Raw genomic sequence first — 20,580 nt, 5'->3', positions numbered from 1 at the left:
GGGCAAGGGGGAACAACCACGTCCGGCGCCGTGCGCAATGCGCACCGGGCCATCCGGAACGTCACAACCGGCGTCGCAGCGCGACGCCCGACAGCGGGCTCAGTCGGGCTGACTCAGCCGCGCGTGCGCCTGCGCGATCTGCTCCCACAAGGTCAGCACCACCTGCACCTGCGCCTCGCTGAGCGCGCCGAACACCTCCGCGCGCAGCGCATCCAGGCGGATCTCGATGCGCCCGACCAGCGCCTGGCCTGCGTCGGTGAGCCACAGCTGGTTGGCGCGGCGGTCGCTGCTGTCGGCCTCGCGGCGCACCAGCGCCTGCGCGCACAACTTGTCCAGCAGCCGCACCAGGGAAGGGCCTTCCATGCCCAGTTGCTGGGCCAGCGCCACCTGGCGGATGCCGCCGCCGGAGCGGCCGATCATCAACAACGGCCCGGTGCAGGCGCTGGACAGCCCGAATTCGGCAAATGCCTGGTCGGCCAGCCGCTGCCACTGGCGGGCGGCGACCAGCAGGCCGGAGCTGAGCTGGGCGCGGGGGGAGAGAACGCTGTTCGTCATAATAGATAGGATGCTATCAATTCAACAATGAATCAATAGTCACGGAACCCGGGCAAGCCGGCGCAACCGCCACTGGGGCCGCTGGCCCGTCCTCGGGTAACATGCTCGCCCCCTTTGGGTGCACCCTGCGCATGAGCCAGTCCGACCAGCCCGATTCCCCCGTCACCCAGGCCCAGGCCGAAGATGCCGTGCGCACCCTGCTGCGCTGGGCCGGCGAAGACCCGGCCCGCGAAGGCCTGCTGGATACCCCGCGCCGGGTCGCCGAAGCCTATGGCGACTGGTTCAGCGGGTACCGCGAGGAACCGCGCGAGTACCTGGAACGTACCTTCGAGGAAGTGGCCGGCTACGACGAGCTGATCGTGCTGCGCGACATCTCCTACGAAAGCCACTGCGAGCACCACATGGCGCCGATCATCGGCAAGGTGCACGTGGGCTACCTGCCGCGCGGCAAGGTGGTCGGCATCAGCAAGCTGGCGCGCGTGGTGGAAAGCTATGCGCGGCGCTTCCAGGTGCAGGAAAAGATGACCGCGCAGATCGCCCAGTGCATCCAGGACGTGCTGCAGCCGCGCGGCGTCGGCGTGGTGGTGGAAGGCTCGCACGAATGCATGACCACCCGCGGCATCCACAAGCGCGGCGTCAGCATGGTGACCTCCAAGATGCTGGGCAGCTTCCGCGAGGACGCGCGCACCCGCGCCGAGTTCCTGCAGTTCATCGAAGTGGGCGGCAAGCGTTGAGGCAGCCGTTGCCGTCGCCATGAAGCACCAGGCACGTATCGCCGGCTATCGCCAATTGCGCGAGCAGCCGGTGTGGAAACTGCTGGCCGCCGACCACGCGCCGGAGCTGATCGGCCTGCTGCAGACGGTGTTGCTGGACGGCGAACGCCGCCTGCCCTCGGCCGTGCTGCACGAGCGCCTGCAGCGCCAGCTCGACGCGCTGCGCGCCGACGAACTCTCGCGCGAGTTGCCGCGTACCGCGCAGGCCTATCTGGCGCATTGGCTGGCACAGGGCTGGCTGGAACGTCGCCTGCCCGAGGGTGCGGCCGAAGAAGAATACGAGTTGTCGCGCGCGGCCACCCAGGCCATCCGCTTCATCGTCGGCCTGCGCGAGAGCAGCAGCAGCGCCACCGAAAGCCGCCTGTCGCTGGTGATCCAGCAGCTGGTGCAGCTGGCGGGCCAGACCGAAGCCGACCCGGAGCTGCGCCTGGCCGCCCTGCGCGAAGAACGCGCGCGCATCGATGCCGAGATCGAACGCGTGGCCTCCGGCCGCGTGGCCGCGCTGGATGGCAAGCGCGCGCTGGAGCGTGCCCGCGACCTGATCCATCTCTCCGACGAGCTGGCCGAAGATTTCCATCGCGTGCGCGACGATTTCGAACAGCTCAACCGCCAGTTCCGCGAACGCATCATCGACGACGAGGGCGCACGCGGCGACGTGCTGGAGCAGCTGTTCAACGGCGTGGACGTGATCGCCGACAGCGAGGCCGGGCGCACCTTCGAGGCGTTCTGGAGCCTGCTCAACGACACCCAGCAAAGCAGCCAGCTCGATCAGGCGCTGGATGCGCTGCTGGCACGCGGTTTCGCGCGCAAGCTGGACCGGCGCGAGCGCGCCTTCCTGCGCGGGTTGACCGGCACGCTGCTGGAGCGCGGCGGCGAGGTGCACACGGTGATGCAGCACTTCGCCCGCAGCCTGCGCGGTTTCGTGCAGAGCCGCGGCTATCTGGAGCAGCGCCGGCTCAATCAATTGCTCAAGCAGGCGCAGGGCGAAGCCTTACAGCTGCGCGACAGCCTGCACGCCACCACCGCCACCGGCTACACCCAGGCGTTGAGCGCGGCCCGCCTGCGTTCGCTGTCGCAATGGCGCCTGCACGACCCGCGCCTGACCCAGGTCGATGGCCGCGTGCAGGCCGCCGATGCGGCAGACATCTCGCTCGACAGCGTGGGCGATCTGGTCGCGCAATCGGAAATCGACGTGCGCAGCCTGCGCCGCGACCTGCACGAGCTGCTCGGCCAGCGCCCGCGCCTGACCATCGGCGATGCGCTGCAGCAGCGCCCGGCCGCGCAGGGCCTGGGCAGCGTGATCGGTTACCTGTCGCTGGGCACGCGCCACGGCGTGGTGATCGACGGACAGATGGAAACGGTGCAATGGGAAGGCGGCGACGGCGCCCTGCGGCGCGCACGCATTCCGCTGGTGTGGTTCACCCGGGAGAAACGCAATGAACTGGACTGAGGACACCCGCCTGGACGCGGACGAGGACAGCGGCGCGTCGGTCGATGCCGGCCGCACGCCGCTGACGGAGACATCGCCTGCACAGCCGCGCGGCGAGCTGTTTCTGGGCGACACCGGCACGCTGCCGTTCGATGCGCGGCGCGCTCTGTGCCAGCTGCTGGCCGGCCCCAGCATCGATGCGCAACGCCACGGTGCGTTGTGGCCTGCGCTGCTGCGCAACGAGGCGGCGATCCGCCAGGTCTTGTGCGAGCTGTTCCTGGAGCTGGTGCTGGACCGCGAGGGCGGGGTGGCCTTCACCCGTCAGGCCGACACCGCCGAGCTGGAATCGCCGACCCTGCTGCGCAGCGCGCCGCTGACCTTTATCGAGTCGGTGCTGCTGCTGTTCCTGCGCCAGCAACTGGCCGAAGCCGATACGCGCGGCGAGCGGGCGGTGGTGGACGAAGCGCAGTTGGTGGAGGCCTTGTCGGTCTACGAGAAGAACGTGTCCACCGACCGCGCCGGATTCGCGCGACGGGTGCTGACGGCGATCGGCAAGATGCGCGATAACCAGTTGCTGTCGCGGCTGCGCGGCAGCGAGGAGCGCTACGAGGTCTCGCCAGTGCTGAAGTTGCTGTTCTCGGCCGAAGACGTGCAGGCCCTGGTGGTGGCGTATCGCGGCTTGCGCGAGGGAGATGTTGCGCTCGACTAAGCAGCTTCTCCCCTCGGGAGAAGCTGCCCGAAGCGCGGATGAGGGGACGGCCGATCGCAATGCCCGATGTATGACGCCCGGGATGCGCGGAGTTTGTGTAGTCGTGCGTTGTGCGACGGATGTCGGCTCTCACGCCCGATCAAACGCGATCACTTTTTCCACGGGCTGCAGCAAGGCATCCAGCTTCCTTATCGGCCGCCGCCGCCGCCCCACGTCAATGCAGACCACCGCACCCGTAGGAGCGGCCCCGGCCGCGAAGGGGCCGTACCGAATTACTCCCAGACCACAGCACCGCCACCAGCCCAGCAGCACGCAACACCCCGCTACAAACAGTCCTGATGTAAGTCGTCTTCAGCGTTACCCGTCATCCCGTTTTGGTGAGTGAGCCATGAATTCCCAGTCCAACCTGTCGCCGGCGCAGCCGGGCGCGTCCCTGTTCACTGATTCGCTTGCCGAGCAGCGCGCGCAGCAGTTCCGCATGCGGCGGTTGCAGGTGCACAACTGGGGCACGTTCAATGGCTTGACCGAGGTGCCGATCGCCGAGAAGGGCTTCCTGTTCGTCGGGCGCTCCGGGTCGGGCAAGTCGACCCTGCTGGATGCGATGTCGGCATTGCTGACCCCGCCCAGCATCGTCGACTTCAACGCCGCCGCACGCGAGGCCGAGCGCAGCGGGCGCGATCGCAGCCTGGTGTCGTACGTGCGCGGTGCCTGGGCCGATCAGCAGGACAGCGCCTCGGGCGAGATCGCCACCCAATACCTGCGCAAGGGCGCCACCTGGTCGGCGCTGGTACTGGAATACCGCAACGCGCACGGCGAGACGGTCAGCCTGATTCGCCTGTTCTGGATCGCCGGCAGCGGCAATGCCGCGGCCGATGTGCGCCGCCATTACATGGTCGCGCCGCGCAGCTTCGATGTGGCCAGCGAGCTGGATGGCTTCGATCTGGATCTGCGCAGGCTCAAGGCGCGTCTTGGCGAGGAGGTCGCGCATTTCGACGGCTTTGCCGGCTACGCAGAGCGCTTTCGGCATACGCTGGGCATCGGCAACGAGATGGCGTTGCGGTTGCTGCACAAGACCCAGTCGGCCAAGAACCTGGGCGATCTCAATGTGTTCCTGCGCGGCTTCATGCTGGACGAGCCGCGCACGTTCGAGGCGGCCGACCGGCTGGTGGAAGACTTCGCCGAACTCGACGGCGCACACCATGCAGTGGTCACCGCACGCCGGCAGGTGGAAACGCTCAGCCCGGCACGCGAGCACCATGCGGCGCTGATGGCCCTGCGCCACAGCGTCGGCGAGTTGCGCGAGCTGCAGCTGGGTGTGGACAGCTACCGCGAACAGCAGCGTCTGGCCTTGCTGGAGACGCGCCTGCACGAACTCGACAGCCAGGACCGCGGGCTGGCCGGCGAAGAAGGCCAGCGGCGTGAGTCGCTGGACAATCACGAACAGAAGCTCGCCGGGCTGGAGCGCGAACAACGCGCCGCCGGTGGCGAGCAGATCGAGGAACTCGAACGCGAGCGCGCCCGGGTCGAGCGCGAACGCGACGAGCGCTTGCGGCGCCGCGTGCAGATCGAACAGGCCTGCCGCCAGCTCGGCACGGCCCTGGCCGCAGGCGCCAGCGGCTTTGCCGAGCAGATTGCGCATGCCCAGACCGTGCTCGAGAACGGCAAGCACGACGCCAGCGCGCTGGATGAGGCGATCGCAGAGCGCATGGGTGCGCGCCGCGACGATGAGCGGCGCTTTGCCGAGATCCGCGCCGAACTGGATGCGTTGAAGCGCGCGCCGTCTAGCATGCCGGCACCGATGCAGGCCTTGCGCGCGCGCCTGTGCGAGGACACCGGCATTGCCGAAGCGGCGCTGCCGTTCGTCGGCGAACTGGTGCAGGTACGCGAGGATCAATCTGCCTGGCGCGGCGCGATCGAGCGCGTGCTGAGCGGTTTTGCGCAGTCGCTGCTGGTGGACGACCGCCATTACGCGCAGGTCAGCGAGTGGGTCAACCGCACCCAGCTCGGCACGCGGCTGGTGTATTTCCGGGTACGCCGCAACGATGCGCTGCATGCGCGCACGCCGGATGCGCGTGCATTGCCGGGCAAGCTGCAGCTACGCGAGCATGCCTTCACCGAGTGGCTGCGCAACGAGTTGATGCGCCGCTTCGACTACGAATGCGTCGACAACGCCGCCGCGCTGCGCAATGCCGACCGCGCCATCACCCGCGAAGGGCAGGTCAAGCATCCCGGCGACCGTTACGAAAAGGACGACCGCCATGCGGTCAATGACCGCAAGCGCTGGTTGCTGGGCCACGACAACCGCGACAAGCTCAAGGTGTTCGAGCGCGAAGCGCAGACGCTTGCCCAGCGCATCGCCAGCTGCGATGCCGACGTGGCCGCGCTGCGCAAGCAACGCGAGCAGGACCAGGAACGGCAGCTGGCCGCGCACACGCTGGTGGAGCGCGACTGGGACGAGATCGATGTCGGCCCCAAGCTGCAGCGCCTGAGCGACATCGACGAACAGCTGCAGCAGCTGCGCGAAGGCAACAGCGGCCTGCGCGCGCTCGGCCAGGCGATCGAGACTGCACGCACCTTGCGCGACCAGGCCAAGCGCACCTACGAGGACGTGCGGCTGGAGCGCGCGCAGCTGGCACGCGAGCGGGTCCGGCTCGAACAGCAGCACGCTGCCTGTGCCAGCCGTGCCGGCACCGCCGCGCTCACGCCCACCCAGCTGCAGGGCCTGCGCGAACGCCTGGCGGCGTTGGCGCCGCTGTCGTTGGACAATCTGGAGGCGCATTTCCGCGTGGTCGAGCGTGGCCTGGCCGAGCAACTGGCCGAGAGCCAGGGCCGCGACAGCCGGCTCAGCGCGCAGCTGCTCGATTGCTTCCGCAAGTACTGCCAGCAATGGCCGGAAGACAGCGGCGATTTCACCGTGAGCCTGGCCAGTGCCGACGATTTTCTCGCGCGCCTGGATCGCCTGGAAAGCGATGGCCTGCCGCGCCACGAGCACCGCTTCTTCGATCTGCTGCAGACCCAGAGCAAGAACAATCTGCTGGCCCTGCAGCGCCACACCGCCGAGGCCCACAAGGGCATCAAGCAGCGCATGGACGAGGTCAACGCCAGTCTGGAGCAGGTGCCGTTCAATCGCGGCACGCTGCTGACCATCGAGGTCAGCGACCGTCGCCTGGGCGAGGTGCAGGAATTCCAGCAACAGCTGCGCGCGGTGCTGTCGCATCAACAGACCGAAGACCGCGCACTGGCCGAAGCGCAGTTTTCCACCTTGCGCGCGTTGGTGGCACGCCTGGGCGCGCAGGAACCGGACGCACGCCGCTGGCGCGAGCAGGTGCTGGACGTGCGCCAGCATGTGGAATTCATCGGCGTGGAGCTGGATGCGCAGACCCGCGCACAGGTGGAGATCTACCGCAGCGGCGCCGGCAAATCCGGCGGTCAGCGCCAGAAGCTGGCGACCACCTGCCTGGCCGCCGCGTTGCGCTACCAGCTCGGCGGCGAAGACGGCGAACTGCCGCGCTACTGCGCGGTGGTGCTGGACGAAGCCTTCGACAAGGCCGACAACGAATTCACCGCGCTGGCAATGAACATCTTCGAGAACTTCGGTTTCCAGATGGTGGTGGCCACGCCGCTGAAATCGGTGATGACGCTGGAGCCGTTCATCGGCGGTGCCTGCTTTGTGGAAATCAGCGGCCGGCACAACTCCGGCGTGCTGCTGATCGACTATGACGAGCAGGCGCAGCGACTCCAGTTGCCCGAGCGCTCGCGCGGGGATGAGGCAGCTGTAGCGGATACGCAACAGGCGGTGAGTGCTGCGCAGCGCGAGGATGCACCGCGTTCGACGCAGGGTGAAACGCGTATGGACAGCACCGGTGCCGTCTCTGGCGCTGAGGGTGCGGCACTTCAGGACGTCCCTGCACAGGACGACGTGGCGGCCAAGGCGAGCAGGCGCGCCAGCAAGGTCGCGCCGGCATCGACGCCGGCCGTTCAAGCCGGGCCGAAGCCCGCGAAAACAGCTGCTTCCAGCGCACGTGCGGAATCGGGCACGTCGGCGGCGGCGAAGGCGAAAACCGCAGCGGGCAAGGCCGCATCTGCCAAACCTGCATCAGCCAGGCGTGCATCGCCTGCAACGGGCACAGCGCGCAAGCCGGCAACGCCGACCAAACCGGCCAGGACGCCGGCAAACACCGAGACGGCACCCAGGCGCGCGACCGCGTCCGCCAAACCGACTGCCAGGCCGAACAAAGCCGCGACAACAGCGGCGCCGCCGAAAAAGCCCGCTGCCAAGTCGACGGTAGCGACCAGGCGCGCCACCACTTCGCTGGGTGGCGCAACCAAGGCAACCAAGACAACTGCCGCGCGTAGCGCGGCCAGGCCCGCGCCAGCCAAACCCGTGGCCAAGGCACGTGCTGTGTCCACGCGCGGATCTACAGGCAAGCCGCGCGGAAAACGCTGAGCGCGCCACCTGGATGCCTGCGTCACCGCGCTGTGGTCGCAGGCGTCCAGGTCAGCAGCGCAGCAAGGCAGGCGCGTGTAGATAAGAATCGTTATCATTATCGGCCCAGATGTGCCCGCTAGCGCGCATCGTCCCGCTGAAGATCCCGATGACCCCACTGCCTGCGCCTCGCCACCTGTTGTTCGCGTCCCTGTTTGCCGCCATGCCGGCCGCCGCCCAGGAGGCCAGCCTGCTCGACGCCATCGTGGTCAGCGAAAAGCGCGCCCTGTACCGGCCGGAAAAGGCCGCCGGTGCCACCCGCACGCAGACGCCGGTGGAGCGCATTCCGCAGGCGATCCAGGTGGTGCCGCGCTCGGTCATCGACGAACAGCAGCTCACCCGGCTGGTGGATGTGGTGGCCAATGTCTCCAACGTGCAGCCCGGCGGCACCCAGGGCAATCGCTCGGAAACCTTCGTCATCCGTGGCTTCGAGGCGTCCTCGTATGCGGTCGACGGCATCCTGCTCAACCCGGCGCAGAACTTCACCGAGACCGTGCGCGATCTGGCCAATGTCGCCCAGGTGGAAGTGCTTAAGGGACCGGCCGCGGTGCTGTACGGACGCGGCGAACCCGGCGGGGTGATCAATCTGGTCACACTGCGCCCGGATGCGGTGTTCGGCGGCAATGCACAGGTGCAGGTGGCGGAACACGGCCTGCGCCGCGTGCAATCGACCGTCACCGGCCCGCTGAGCCCGACGCTGTCGGCACGGCTCAGCGCCGCCGCGCAGGAAACCGGCAGCTTTCGCGCTGCGCAGGCCGATGGCGATCGCGTGTTCGTGTCGCCCTCGCTGGCCTGGCGGCCGAACGCGCAGCTGCGCGCCGATCTGGATCTGGACTACACCCGCCAGACCAGCCCGGGCGATCGCGGGCTGGTCGCCATCGACGGGGTGGTGCGTGGACCGGCCGAGCGCAGCTTCGGCGAGCCGTGGTCGCGCAATCACGGCACTTCGCGCACCGCACGCGGGCGCATCGAATATGACGCCAACGACTGGCTGACGCTGCGCCAGATCCTCAATCACCAGGACGGCGACAGCGGCCGCGACGTGGCCGACTTCACCGGCTTCAGCGCCGACCGCGCCTTCCTGCAGCGCCGCGCCGTGCGCCAGGACCAGCAGGTGCGCGCAACGACCTCGCAGACCGAAGCGCTGGCGCATTTCGCCACCGGCCCGCTGCGCCATCAACTGCTGGCCGGCGCCGAGTACGTCGATGCGCATCGCCACACCGACGAAGCGCGCGCACCGCTGGCACGCATCAGCGTGCGTAACCCGGTGCAGGGCGCCTTGCCGGGCAGCTATGTGCCGGCGCGCGAAATCGATGTCGATGCGCGCTATGCCGCGCTGTATGTGCAGGACCAGATCAGCATCGGCGAGCGTTGGGACGTGCTGGCCGGCGTGCGCTGGGACGACGTGCAGCAGACCACCATCGACAACGGCGCGCGCACCCGCGAAGACGGCCGGCGTGCATCGCCGCGCATCGGCGTGGTGTGGAAGGCGGCGCCGCAGCTATCGCTGTACGCCAATACCTCCACGTCGTTCCGGCCGCGCAGCGCCACGCTGTTTTCCGGCGGCAGCGTACCACCGGAGACCGGCCGCCAGTACGAGCTCGGCCTGAAGGGCGCGCTGTTCGACAACCGCGTGCTCGCCACCGCCGCCGCGTTCCAGATCACCAAGGACAACGTCGCCACCAGCGATCCGGACAACAGCGGCTTCGTGCTGGTCACCGGCCAGCAACGCGTGCGCGGGCTGGAGCTGGACATCACCGGCGAGCTCACCCGGAACTGGCGGCTGATTCTGGGCGCCGGCTATCTGGATGCGCAGGTCACCCGCGATACCGTCATCCCGGCCGGCAACCGCCTGCGCGGCGTACCGCGGGTCAGCGCCAGTCTGTGGAGCACCTATCACGTCGCCAGCGGGCCGCTGTACGGCCTGACCCTGGGCGCCGGCGCGGTGCATGTGGGCGAGCGCGAAGGAGATCTGGCCAACAGCTATCGCATTGCCGGCTACACGCGCTTCGATGCCTCGGCGGCGTACCGCTTCGGTGGCCGTTACCAACTGGCGCTGATGCTGCGCAATGTCGCCAACCGTTTCTACATCGAGCAACCGGTGACGCAGACCACCAATTATCCCGGCGCACCGCGCACCTTGTCGGCGACGCTGAGTATGGATTTCTAAACGCCGTGCAGCAGATCCCAGCCCATCTTGCCGATCAGCACGATGACCAGCACCAGGAACAGGGTGCGGATCAGCGGCGTACCGCCGCGTAGCGCCATCCGCGTGCCGGCGACCGCACCGGCCACGTTGGCCACCGCCATCGGGATGCCGATCGCCAGCATCACCTGGCCGCTGGGCAGGAAGAACGACAGCGCCGCCAGGTTGGTGGCCAGGTTCACCACCTTGGCTGCGGCCGAGGCGCGCAGAAAGTCCAGCCCGAAGAAGCGGATGAACAGGAAGATCAGGAAACTGCCGGTACCGGGCCCGAAGAACCCGTCGTAGAATCCGATCGCCGCGCCCATCGCCAAGGCAGTGATCAATTCGCGCCGGCCGATCTGGCGTGGCCGATGCAGCGCGCCGAAGTCCTTCTTGATCAGCGTGTAGACCAGCATCGCGATCAGCAGCACCAGGATCAGCGGCCGCACCGCCTGCTTGGGCATCAGGCTGACCGCGGTCGCGCCCAGAAACGAAAACGTAAACGCCGCCACCGTCGCATACAGCACCGGCCGCCACGGAAAGCGCACGGTGCGCGCATAGCGCCACGCCGAGGCACCGGTGCCGAACATCGCGCTGAACTTGTTGGTGCCCAGAATCAGCGACGGCACCTGCTGCGGCAGGGTCGCAAACAATCCCGGCAACTGGATCAGGCCACCGCCGCCGACCGCCGCATCCACCAGCCCGGCGACAAAAGCGATGCACAGCAGCCACGGCAATTCGGTGGGGATCAGTTCCAGCAAGGCGGCGCTCCGCACGACGGGGCGACAGCATAAACGCGCAGAAACGCCGCCTCCCACTTCCCACTTCCCGCACAATCGCCAGATGCCGACTTCCACTCCCAACGATCCCTGTCCCTGCGGCCGCGCCGCTACCTACGCGCAGTGCTGCGGGCACTACCATGCCGGCGCCGCTGCGCCCGATGCCGAAACCCTGATGCGTGCGCGCTATAGCGCCTATGTCCGCCGCGATGTGGCGTACCTGCTCGCCAGCTGGCATCCCTCCACGTGCCCATCCGAGCTGTCGCTGGACGAGGGCGGCCGCACCACCTGGCTCGGCCTGACCGTGCAACGCGCCATCGAGACCGGTACCGACACCGCCGAAGTGGCGTTCCTGGCCCGTTACCGCATCGGCGGCGGCAGCGCGGTGCGCATGACCGAACACAGCCGCTTCGTGCGCGAAGACGGCCGCTGGTATTACCTCGACGCGCGCTGAGCAGGGCCCGGCACTGTCGCTGTCGGGACACCACCAGGACGCGGCAACGTCTAGCGCTCGTCGGCACCTCTGCCGGCACCGCGCCGCTGCGGCCGATATCGGCCTGCCGGGTCCCCCACCGGCCCTCGGTAACGTCGGTAGTCGGCCGTGCTAGTGGGCGAAGGCGTGCAGGCCGCCGTCCACGGCAATCACCTCACCGGTCAGATAGCGTGCAAGGGGCGAGGCCAGATAGGCGGCCAGATGAGCGATGTCGTCGGGTTCGCCGAAGTAGCCGATCGGCACATGGCGCGCGATGAAGGCCTGGCGCGCTTCCGCCGTGGGATGGAGCTTGTCCAGCACTTGTTCGGAATTGATGCGTCCCGGTGCGATGGTATTGACCGTGATGCCCTCGGCCGCCAGCTGCGAGGCCATTCCCTTGGCCCAGAACTGCAGCGCTGCCTTCGCCGCGCCGGCGCCGTTGACCTCGCGGGGCTCCATGCTGCCGCTGAAGTTGATGATCCTGCCCCAGCGCCGGTGGCGCATGCCGGGCAGCAGGGCCTGGGTCATGCGCCGGGCACTGCCGAAGTTGAGCGCGAAGGCTTCGTCCCAGTCCGCATCGCTGGCCTCCAGCGCAAAAGGGCGTGCGCCGCCGGCGGTATTGACCAGGATCTCGATCCGGCCCAGCGCCTGGCTGGCATCCCGGGCGATGCGCGTGATCTCGGTCGCGCTGGTGATGTCGCCGGGGATCACCAGCGGGCGCGGGTGACCCTGTGCCGCGATGTCGCTGGCTAGCTGTTCCAGCCTGTCGGCGCGGCGCGCGGTGATCGCCAGCTGCACCCCCTCGGCCGCCAGCACGCGGGCGACGCCGGCGCCGATTCCGGTGCTGGCGCCGGTCACCAGTGCCGTGTGTTCATGCAATTGCAGATTCATCGACAACGTCCGTCAGAGTGAGGGCCCCAGCCTGATCCGTTATCGAGCCGCGATAAACGTCGTTATCTTGCATTGATTGGCAACCAGGAGTGTTGAATGGATCTGCTGGACAGCATGCAGGTGTTCGTCCGCGTGGTGGACGGCGGCAGCCTCGCTGCGGCGGCGCAAGCGCATGGCATTTCCCCGACCATGGCGGGCAACCACCTGCGCGCCCTGGAGCAACGCCTCGGTCTGCAGTTGCTGGTGCGGACCACGCGACGGCAGCGATTGACCGCGTTTGGCGAGGCCTACTACGGGCGTTGCCGGGAGATTCTCGAGCTGGTCGCCGATACACAGGTGCAGGCCGACGGTCAGCGCCTGGAACCGGCCGGGCCGCTGCGGGTCGCCGCGCCGGTGTCGTTCGGAACCTATGGACTCACGCCGGTGCTTGGCGAGTATCTGCAGCGCCATCCCCAGGTGAGCCTGGATCTGCAGCTCAGCGATCGGGTGCAGGATCTGGTCGACGAGGGCATCGATGTAGCCGTCCGCATCGGGGCGCTGGGCGAGTCCTCGCTGGTGGCGCGCGCGCTGCAGCCTTATCGCCTGTGGTGCTGCGCGACGCCGGCCTATCTGCACCGCAACGGTACCCCGCAACGGCTTGCCGAGCTGGCCGGGCACCAATGCCTGGGGATGGATGCCAAGGCGCTCGGCCAGTGGCAGGACTACACCGGCGAGCGAATCGGCCCGCTGTCGCGTGCGCAGTTGCATCTCACCAGCGGCCCGGCTCTGCACCTGGCGGCCTTGCAGGGCCTGGGCATCGTGCTGCAGCCGGCGTTCCTGTTGCGTGCCGACGTGGAAGCGGGCCGGCTGGTGCGGCTGTTTCAGGACCGGGAGCTGCACCGTCCACTAAGCGTGCTCTATCCCCAAACCCGCTGGCGCTCGGTCACCGTACGCAGCTTCGTCGATTTCCTGCTGGAGCGGTTTGCCTGAAGCCGCCGGGCGTCAGACGGACCCTGTGGCAACGCGCGTTGCCGGAGCCTGGCTGGTGCGGCGAGCGTGCGGGGCGATCAATGCGCCGCGTTGCTGCTGCAATCACGCGGGTTGTCTCCATCGCCCGCGTGATCTAACGCGATAGCCGGCACCCCGTTCGTTCCGACGAACGGCAGGCACGGCCGTGCTTTCTCGACGCCACGTTCGCAGCCGATCCCGGAAGCTTGCCGCCTCGGCGGAGCTCGCCGCGGGGCGGACACGATGATGGCAACCTTCAATCTCTGGCAGTGGGTGCTTGTGGCCATCGTGGTGTTCGCGATCGTGCTGCCGGCGTGCCTGGCCACGGCACTGATCTGGTTTGGCCCCCGCCACGACGCCCCGCGCAGGGCACGCGCCCGACGCATGTCCGACACCAGCCCCTCCAGCCCGGCGCTGTCGCTGCTGACCGGCATCACCGGCGACGGCAGCTAGGCGCGGCGATCGACGCGGCTGGGTTGCCGCGGCGTCCTCACCAGGCGGGCCGGACCAATGCCACTCCATTGGCGCGCAACATCACCCTCTGACTGGCGCTACATGGCCTCTGCGCCGCACTCACCCCTCTGAAAAGCGCGCGTACCGCACAGTCACCCCTGCGTGTCGCTGCCGACCACCGCAGCGCACCATGCCGTCGCGACATCACGACTTGCACGCCTGCAACCAGCCAGGTTGGCTATCCTCGGCGGCTCGACCTGCCGCAGGAGCGCTCCACCGCATGACCTCCGTCCACACGCCGGCCATCGCGCCGTGATGCCGACCCGGCGCGTCCTGCCTGCGCTGTTGGCGCTGGCGCCGCTGATCGCCTGCGCCGATCCGGCCTTCGACCGCTGCCTGGCCGGCCTGCAGACCCAGGCCGCCGCCAAGGGCGTGGCGGCCGCCGACTTCCAGCGCTTCACCGCCGGCCTGGCGCCCGACCCCAGCGTGTTGCCGCTGCTCGATGCCCAGCCCGAATTCACCACCCCGATCTGGGACTACCTCGCCAGCCTGGTCGACAGCCAGCGTGTCGCCGACGGCCAGGCCATGCTGGCCACCCACCGCGATTTGCTTACGCGCCTGTCCGAACAGACCGGGGTCGATCCGGCCACCATCGTGGCGGTCTGGGGCGTGGAGAGCGACTACGGCCGCGTTACCGGCAAGCGCCCGCTGCTGGTCTCGCTGGCCACGCTGTCGTGCGCGGGCCGCCGCCAGCCATTCTTCCGTGGCGAATTGCTTGCCTTGCTCGGCCTGCTGCAGCAAGGCGATCTGTCGCCGAATGGCTTGACCGGCTCCTGGGCCGGCGCCTTCGGGCAGACCCAGTTCATGCCCTCGACCTATGCCCGCATCGCGGTGGATGGCGACGGCGACGGCCGCCGCGACCTGGTCGCCAGCATTCCCGACGCGCTGGCCTCCACCGCCAACTATCTGGTCAAGGCCGGCTGGGAGCGTGCCCGCCCCTGGGGCATGGAAGTCCGCCTGCCCGCCGGCTTCGATGCCAGCAAGGCCGGCCGTACCCGGCGCCAACCGCTGCAGGCCTGGCAAAACGCCGGCCTGCTCGGCACCGACGGCAAGGCGCTGGCGCCGGCCGGCCTGCCCGCCGACACCCCGGCTGCCCTGCTGCTGCCGGCCGGCGCGACCGGCCCGGCATTCCTGGTGTTCCGCAACTACGACGCGATCTACGCCTACAACGCCGCCGAAAGCTACGCGCTGTCGATCGCCCTGCTTGCCGACCGCCTGCGCGGTGGCGCCGGCCTGGTCGCCGCCTGGCCCACCGACGACCCCGGCCTGGGCCGGCCCGAACGGCGCGAACTGCAGCAGTTGCTGCTGGCCCGCGGCCATCTGATCGGCGAGGCCGACGGCATGATCGGCACCGCCAGCCGGCGCGCCATCCAGGTCGAGCAGACCCGCCTGGGCCTGCAGCCGGCCGACGGCCGCCCCGGCCAGCGCATCCTCACCGCCCTGCGCGCCGCCCCGCCGGTCGCCGGCGCGGCGGCCATCCGCGCCACGGCGTTCAAGCTGCCGGCCGCCTATCCCGCATTCGTCCAATCCCCCATCGTCCAGAAGGCACCCCCCATGTCCGACCTCACCGGCCTGCGCACAGGCGACTTCCACGGCTTTCCCTCGCTGTTGATCGACACCCCGTTCTCCACCGCCGCCATCAGCCTGTTCGGCGGCCAGCTGCTGTCGTTCGTGCCCAAGGGCGGGCAGGACGTGATGTGGCTGTCGCCCACCGCCAAGCAGCCGCCCACCCCGATCCGCGGCGGCGCGCCGGTGTGCTGGCCGTACTTCGGCCGCCAGGACCAGACCGGCGAGGTCCCTGCGCATGGCTTCGTGCGCACCGTGCCCTGGCAGCTCACCGAGAGCCGGCGCGAGAACGACGGCACGCTGGTGCTCACGCTGACCCCGCCCAGCTTCGACGACCTGGCGCTGCGCCTGCGCATGACCCTGCGCATCGGCCGCACCCTCGAACAAAGCCTGATCACCGAAAACACCAGCCCGGCCCCGGTGCGCTTCACCCAGGCGCTGCACAACTACTTCCGCGTCGGCGACGCGCTCACCGTCAGCGTGCAGGGCCTGGACGGGCTGGACTACCTCGACAAGTACGAGAACTACGCCACCGCCCACCGCCAGCAGGGCGACTGGAGCCTGCGCGACCCACGCGACCCCGGCCGCAGCGACCGCATCTACACCAACGCCGGTGGCCGCTACACCCTGACCGACCCGGTGCTCGGCCGCCGCATCGTCATCGCCACCCAGGGCAGCCGCTCGCTGGTGGCCTGGAACCCGGGCCAAGAGGCAGCCGCCAAGATGGCCGACGTGGGCGAGGGCTGGCGCGATTACGTCTGCCTGGAAGCGGCTAACGCCGGCCCGGACGTGATCGAACTCGCCCCCGGCGCCAGCCACACGCTGACCCAGACCATCAGCGTCGAGTAAGCGCAAGAATCACCCCAGGCTCGCGCAGAGCCTGCACTGCTTTCCAAAACAGGAAAGAAGCAGCACGACTCCCTTCTCCCACCGGGAGAAGGTGCCCCGAAGGGGCGGATGAGGGTGCGGGCGAAGCCTCGTGTCACCTCGCAGTTCCTGTGGCTTCGTCGGTACCCTCACCCCAACCCCCGCTACGCGCCCCGGCCCACGCATGAGGCGCAGGCGCTCCAGGGCACGCGCGCCAGTGGCGCGCGTGCCATGCCTTCTCGCCCCGCAGGAGAGGGGCTTTCAGTGAGGGGACTTGGGGCGTATCAGGCGACAGCTCGTCCCCACAACTGCGCCACCCAGTCCACCGCTACACTCGCCGCTTCGCCCCACTGCGCAGCGCGATGTCCCTCCCAGCAGATTCCGCTCCCGCCACGGGCCGGCGCCGCGCCGCGCTGATCTTCATCTTCATCACCGTGCTGATCGACGTGCTGTCGTTCGGCGTGATCATTCCGGTGCTGCCGGATCTGGTGCGCCAGTTCACCCATGGCGACTACGCCGTGGCCGCCGGCTGGATCGGCTGGTTCGGCTTCTTGTTCGCCGCCATCCAGTTCGTCTGCTCGCCGCTGCAGGGCACCCTGTCCGACCGCTATGGCCGCCGCCCGGTGATCCTGCTTTCCTGCCTGGGGCTGGGCCTGGACTTCATCCTGATGGCGGTCGCCCATTCCCTGCCGATGCTGCTGCTGGCGCGGGTGATCTCCGGGGTGTGCTCGGCCAGCTTTTCCACCGCCAATGCCTACATCGCCGACGTCACCCCGGCCGACAAACGCGCCGGCGCGTTCGGCATGCTTGGCGCCGCGTTCGGTATTGGTTTTGTCGCCGGGCCGTTGATCGGCGGCTGGCTGGGCAGCATCGGCCTGCGCTGGCCGTTCTGGTTTGCCGCCGGGCTGGCGCTGCTGAACGTGCTGTATGGCTGGTTCGTGCTGCCCGAATCGTTGCCTGCCGAACGCCGCACGCCACGCCTGGACTGGTCGCATGCCAACCCGCTCGGCGCACTCAAGCTGCTGCGCCGTTATCCGCAGGTGTTCGGCCTGGCCTCGGTGGTGTTCCTGGCCAACCTGGCGCACTACGTCTATCCCAGCATCTTCGTGCTGTTCGCCGGTTATCAATACCACTGGGGCCCGCGCGAGGTGAGCTGGGTGCTGGCCGGCGTCGGCGTGTGCAGCATCATCGTCAATGCGCTGCTGGTCGGCCGGCTGGTGCGCTGGCTGGGCGAACGCCGTGCGCTGCTGCTGGGTCTGGGCTGCGGGGTGATCGGTTTCGTCATCTACGGGCTGGCCGACAGCGGCACCAGGTTCCTGATCGGCGTGCCGATCAGCGCGTTCTGGGCGATCGCCGCACCGGCCGCGCAGGCCTTGATCACCCGCGAGGTCGGCGCCGATGCGCAGGGCCGCGTGCAGGGCGCGCTGACCAGTCTGGTCAGTCTGGCCGGCATCGCCGGTCCGCTGCTGTTTGCCAATGTGTTCGCCTGGTTTATCGGCACGGGCGCACCGCTGCATCTGCCCGGCGCACCCTGGTTGCTGGCGGGTTTTCTGCTTGCCGCAGGCTGGGTCATGGCCTGGCGCCGGGCGGGGCGGGGGGCCGGCATGGCCCCCGCGGCACAGGGGTGATGCCAACCTATTCAGCTTGTGCTCGCGCCCGCTTTATCTGATTTGCGCAGTCACTGCTAGGCTGGTGTCCTCCGTGCTGCGGCACCGCCTCGACTCCCTATGTGTCCTGACACCCTGGCTGTTCCGCCCTCGGCCGCGCTCGTGCTGCGCCATGCCACGCAGGACACCCACCGCCTGGTCGAAACGGTTCCGCTGATGCAGGCGCTGGGGCAGGGGCAGGTCGATCGCGCTGCCTACGCGCTGATCCTGCGCCGGCACCATGCGCTGCTGGCCGGCTTCGAAGCGCAACTGAGCGACTGGCTCAGCACCCTGATCGGCACCGGCTGGCAGTACCGCCGCCGCGTCCCGGCCCTGCGCGAGGACCTGCACACGCTCGGGCAGCCGCCGCAGGCGCCCATCGCGGCGCCTGCCGCCGGCAACGATGCCGCGCGCTGGGGCATGCTCTACGTCATCGAAGGCTCGCAACTTGGCGGGCGAGTGATCGCGCGCACCTTGCGCAAGCAGCAGCCTGCGCTGGCTGACGCCTTGCGGTATTTCGAACTGGCCAACGACGACCCGGCCGGCTGGCGCCGTTTCCAGGCCGTGCTCGACCAACGCCTGGACACATCTTCCGCGCGCGAGGCCGCCATCGACGGCGCGCAGCGCATGTTTGCCCACTTCCACACCTGTCTTGCAGCGGAGCCGTGCCCGTGAATCAGCCCACCGAACCCCTGGATATGGATGTCTGTGCGCGTGAGCCGATCCATATTCCCGGCCTGATCCAGCCCTACGGCGTGCTGCTGGTGATCGAGCCGGCCGACGGCCGCATCGTGCAGGCCAGCACCACCGCCGCCGACCTGCTCGGCGTGCCGCTGGCCGAATTGCTGGGCATGCAATACACGCAAGTGCTGGAACTGCCCGGCGAGCAGCCGTGTGCAGTGGAGGACCAGGCGCAGCATCTGCTGCATGCCGACGTGCGCTTTCCCCTGCGCGCAGCACCCACCGACCATCCCTGGGTGGCCGCCTGGCATCTGTATCCGGAGCAGTGGCTGGTCGAAATCGAGCCGCGCGACGCACGCCTGATGGACGTCACCCTGCGCGAAGCGCTACCGCTGTTGCGCAGCATCGAGCGCGATACCGGCATCGCCGAAGCCGCCGTGCGCGCCGCCAAGGGGCTGCGCAGCATGATCGGCTTCGACCGGGTGATGGTGTATCGCTTCGACGAGGAGTGGAACGGCGACGTCATTGCCGAAGCGCGCCAATCCGACCTGGACGCCTATCTCGGCCTGCATTACCCGGCCCCCGACATCCCGGCCCAGGCGCGCGCGCTGTACCTGCGCAACCGCGTCCGCCAGATTGCCGATGTCGGCTATCGGGCGTCGGCGATCGAACCCACGCTGCATCCGCGTCTGGGCACCCCGGTGGATCTGAGCGATGTCAGCCTGCGCAGCGTCTCGCCGGTGCACCTGGAATACCTGGCCAACATGGGCGTGACCGCCACGCTGGTGTCCTCGATCGTCGTCAACGATGCGCTGTGGGGGCTGATCGCCTGCCACCACTACAGCCCGCACTTCACCAGCCATGCCATGCGCGATGCCACCGATGCGGTGACCCGCGCGCTGGCCGGGCGCATCGGCGGATTGCAGGCGGTGGCGCGCGCGCACATGGAATCGGTGCTGCTCACCGTGCGCGAGAAGTTGATCACCGACTTCAACGACGCCGACCAGATGACCGTGGAAATGCTCGCCGACATGGCGCCCGACCTGATGGACGTGGTCGACGCCGACGGCGTGGCGATCTTCCATGGCGGCGAGATCAGCCGGCATGGCAGCACCCCGGACGCGGCCGCGCTGCGCCGCATCCGCGACCACATCGAATCCGAACACCACGACGCCCTGCGCGAAGACGCGGTCGGCGCCCTGCATGTGGACGCGATCGGCGAGGTGTTTCCCGAGCTGGCCGACCTCGCACCGCTGGCTGCCGGCTTCATCTTCGTGCCGCTGATGCCGCAGTCGCGCAGCGCCTTGCTGTGGACCCGCCGCGAGCAGGTGCAGCAGGTCAAATGGGCGGGCAATCCGCAGCTGGCCAAGCTGCCGGACATCCCCAACTCACGGTTGTCGCCACGCAAGAGCTTCGACCTGTGGCAGGAAACCGTGCGCGGTCGCGCGCGGCGCTGGTCGCCGTTGCACCTGGAATCGGCGCGCAGCCTGCGCGTGCTGATCGAGCTGATGGAACGCAAGCGCTTCCAGCAGGATTTCACCTTGCTCGAAGCCTCGCTCTCGCGTCTGCGCGATGGCGTTGCCATTATCGAACGTGGCGCCACGGCCGCGCACCGGCTGATGTTCGTCAACCCGGCGTTTGCAGAACTCAGCCAGACCGAAGTGGCCGACCTGATCGGTTGCGACATCCTGTCCCTGCTGGCCAGCGATGCCGCCCCGCCCAAGGTGGAGCTGCTCGAAGACGCACTGCGGCACGGGCGCGCCGCATACGTCACCCTGCCGCTGCGCGCGCAGGACGGCGCCCCGGTCTACCGCCAGTTCCATCTCGAACCGCTGCCCAGCCCCAATGGCCTCACCGCCCATTGGCTGCTGCAGCTACGCGATCCCGAGTAAGCGCTGCCCACAATGGAATCGTCTGTCGCGGTCAGGGGTGGCTGACAAAACGTAGCGAGCAGTCACCCGCTGGAGTGCGGACGTTGCGGAAGAATCGCAGTGGCGAGGATTCCGCGCACCGGCTGCGCCCACATGGGGTTGGCGCCGTC

The 20,580-nt window shown here is 68.8% G+C and carries 14 protein-coding genes and 1 pseudogene; 12 read left to right on the top strand and 3 right to left on the bottom strand.

Annotation, left to right across the window (positions count from 1 at the left end; translation table 11 throughout):
- Positions 1-99: 99 nt before the first annotated feature.
- Positions 100-555 (bottom strand): MarR family winged helix-turn-helix transcriptional regulator, encoded by a 456-nt coding sequence (locus XarjCFBP7645_RS05875; protein ID WP_024939641.1) that lies wholly within the window; start codon positions 553-555, stop codon positions 100-102.
- A gap of 131 nt (positions 556-686) precedes the next feature.
- On the opposite strand from XarjCFBP7645_RS05875, the gene folE reads away from it, so the two are divergent.
- The 5 genes and pseudogenes from folE (at position 687) to XarjCFBP7645_RS05850 (ending at position 10,122) form a co-directional block, all read left to right on the top strand.
- Positions 687-1,289 carry a GTP cyclohydrolase I FolE gene (folE, locus tag XarjCFBP7645_RS05870; RefSeq protein WP_016902173.1) on the top strand — a complete coding sequence of 201 codons (603 nt, stop codon included), beginning with the start codon at positions 687-689 and terminating at the stop codon, positions 1,287-1,289.
- Between the two features lie 19 nt (positions 1,290-1,308).
- Positions 1,309-2,778 (top strand): DUF3375 domain-containing protein, encoded by a 1,470-nt coding sequence (locus XarjCFBP7645_RS05865; protein WP_016902174.1) that lies wholly within the window; start codon positions 1,309-1,311, stop codon positions 2,776-2,778.
- A complete protein-coding gene (locus XarjCFBP7645_RS05860) occupies positions 2,765-3,466 on the top strand; it encodes a DUF4194 domain-containing protein (protein WP_104536542.1) in 702 nt (233 codons plus the stop codon). Before XarjCFBP7645_RS05865 ends, XarjCFBP7645_RS05860 begins: the two co-directional genes overlap by 14 nt.
- Before the next feature lie 388 nt (positions 3,467-3,854).
- Positions 3,855-7,250, top strand: a pseudogene (locus XarjCFBP7645_RS05855) (ATP-binding protein); the annotation flags it as partial.
- A gap of 811 nt (positions 7,251-8,061) precedes the next feature.
- Positions 8,062-10,122 carry a TonB-dependent siderophore receptor gene (locus XarjCFBP7645_RS05850; RefSeq protein ID WP_181126184.1) on the top strand — a complete coding sequence of 687 codons (2,061 nt, stop codon included), beginning with the start codon at positions 8,062-8,064 and terminating at the stop codon, positions 10,120-10,122.
- On the opposite strand, the gene XarjCFBP7645_RS05845 is transcribed toward XarjCFBP7645_RS05850, so the two are convergent.
- Positions 10,119-10,898: a sulfite exporter TauE/SafE family protein gene (locus XarjCFBP7645_RS05845; RefSeq protein ID WP_181126183.1), complete on the bottom strand. Its 780-nt coding sequence runs from the start codon at positions 10,896-10,898 to the stop codon at positions 10,119-10,121. The two genes, XarjCFBP7645_RS05850 and XarjCFBP7645_RS05845, sit on opposite strands and share 4 nt — an antisense overlap.
- An 82-nt stretch (positions 10,899-10,980) precedes the next feature.
- Between XarjCFBP7645_RS05845 and XarjCFBP7645_RS05840 the strand changes: the two genes are divergently transcribed.
- Positions 10,981-11,370 (top strand): YchJ family protein, encoded by a 390-nt coding sequence (locus tag XarjCFBP7645_RS05840; protein ID WP_104536538.1) that lies wholly within the window; start codon positions 10,981-10,983, stop codon positions 11,368-11,370.
- A gap of 150 nt (positions 11,371-11,520) precedes the next feature.
- Here XarjCFBP7645_RS05840 and XarjCFBP7645_RS05835 read toward each other — a convergent pair whose 3' ends face one another.
- Positions 11,521-12,246, bottom strand: coding sequence for an SDR family NAD(P)-dependent oxidoreductase (locus XarjCFBP7645_RS05835; protein WP_258079502.1), 726 nt, complete (start codon positions 12,244-12,246; stop codon positions 11,521-11,523).
- A gap of 129 nt (positions 12,247-12,375) precedes the next feature.
- Between XarjCFBP7645_RS05835 and XarjCFBP7645_RS05830 the strand changes: the two genes are divergently transcribed.
- The 6 genes from XarjCFBP7645_RS05830 to bphP all read left to right on the top strand — a co-directional run bounded on the left by XarjCFBP7645_RS05830 (position 12,376) and on the right by bphP (position 20,431).
- Positions 12,376-13,248 carry a LysR family transcriptional regulator gene (locus tag XarjCFBP7645_RS05830; protein ID WP_102585275.1) on the top strand — a complete coding sequence of 291 codons (873 nt, stop codon included), beginning with the start codon at positions 12,376-12,378 and terminating at the stop codon, positions 13,246-13,248.
- Positions 13,249-13,512: 264 nt separating this feature from the next.
- Entirely contained in the window at positions 13,513-13,719 is a 207-nt protein-coding gene (locus XarjCFBP7645_RS05825; RefSeq protein WP_039518438.1) for a hypothetical protein, read from the top strand.
- A gap of 315 nt (positions 13,720-14,034) precedes the next feature.
- On the top strand, positions 14,035-16,194 hold the full coding sequence (locus XarjCFBP7645_RS05820) for a lytic murein transglycosylase (protein ID WP_429001453.1): 2,160 nt from the start codon (positions 14,035-14,037) through the stop codon (positions 16,192-16,194).
- 380 nt (positions 16,195-16,574) lie between these two features.
- Entirely contained in the window at positions 16,575-17,840 is a 1,266-nt protein-coding gene (locus tag XarjCFBP7645_RS05815) for a TCR/Tet family MFS transporter (protein WP_104536535.1), read from the top strand.
- A 99-nt stretch (positions 17,841-17,939) separates the two neighbouring features.
- Positions 17,940-18,533 carry a biliverdin-producing heme oxygenase gene (locus tag XarjCFBP7645_RS05810; protein ID WP_104536534.1) on the top strand — a complete coding sequence of 198 codons (594 nt, stop codon included), beginning with the start codon at positions 17,940-17,942 and terminating at the stop codon, positions 18,531-18,533.
- Positions 18,530-20,431 carry a bacteriophytochrome BphP gene (gene bphP, locus XarjCFBP7645_RS05805; protein WP_104536533.1) on the top strand — a complete coding sequence of 634 codons (1,902 nt, stop codon included), beginning with the start codon at positions 18,530-18,532 and terminating at the stop codon, positions 20,429-20,431. The genes XarjCFBP7645_RS05810 and bphP overlap by 4 nt, the downstream gene beginning before the upstream one ends.
- The last annotated feature ends 149 nt before the right edge of the window (positions 20,432-20,580 follow it).

It is taken from the genome of Xanthomonas arboricola, from assembly GCF_002940665.1.
Lineage (GTDB): Bacteria > Pseudomonadota > Gammaproteobacteria > Xanthomonadales > Xanthomonadaceae > Xanthomonas > Xanthomonas arboricola_B.
Note: the sequence above shows the minus strand (reverse complement) of the source record. Positions and strands in the feature narration are given on the sequence as shown.

Bases quoted from the DNA above. Each gene is read 5' to 3' on its own strand.
- XarjCFBP7645_RS05875 (WP_024939641.1), bottom strand. From the start codon at position 555: ATGACGAACAGCGTTCTCTCCCCCCGCGCCCAGCTCAGCTCCGGCCTG.
- folE (WP_016902173.1), top strand. From the start codon at position 687: ATGAGCCAGTCCGACCAGCCCGATTCCCCCGTCACCCAGGCCCAGGCC.
- XarjCFBP7645_RS05865 (WP_016902174.1), top strand. From the start codon at position 1,309: ATGAAGCACCAGGCACGTATCGCCGGCTATCGCCAATTGCGCGAGCAG.
- XarjCFBP7645_RS05860 (WP_104536542.1), top strand. From the start codon at position 2,765: ATGAACTGGACTGAGGACACCCGCCTGGACGCGGACGAGGACAGCGGC.
- XarjCFBP7645_RS05850 (WP_181126184.1), top strand. From the start codon at position 8,062: ATGACCCCACTGCCTGCGCCTCGCCACCTGTTGTTCGCGTCCCTGTTT.
- XarjCFBP7645_RS05840 (WP_104536538.1), top strand. From the start codon at position 10,981: ATGCCGACTTCCACTCCCAACGATCCCTGTCCCTGCGGCCGCGCCGCT.
- XarjCFBP7645_RS05830 (WP_102585275.1), top strand. From the start codon at position 12,376: ATGGATCTGCTGGACAGCATGCAGGTGTTCGTCCGCGTGGTGGACGGC.
- XarjCFBP7645_RS05825 (WP_039518438.1), top strand. From the start codon at position 13,513: ATGGCAACCTTCAATCTCTGGCAGTGGGTGCTTGTGGCCATCGTGGTG.
- XarjCFBP7645_RS05820 (WP_429001453.1), top strand. From the start codon at position 14,035: ATGCCGACCCGGCGCGTCCTGCCTGCGCTGTTGGCGCTGGCGCCGCTG.
- XarjCFBP7645_RS05815 (WP_104536535.1), top strand. From the start codon at position 16,575: ATGTCCCTCCCAGCAGATTCCGCTCCCGCCACGGGCCGGCGCCGCGCC.
- XarjCFBP7645_RS05810 (WP_104536534.1), top strand. From the start codon at position 17,940: ATGTGTCCTGACACCCTGGCTGTTCCGCCCTCGGCCGCGCTCGTGCTG.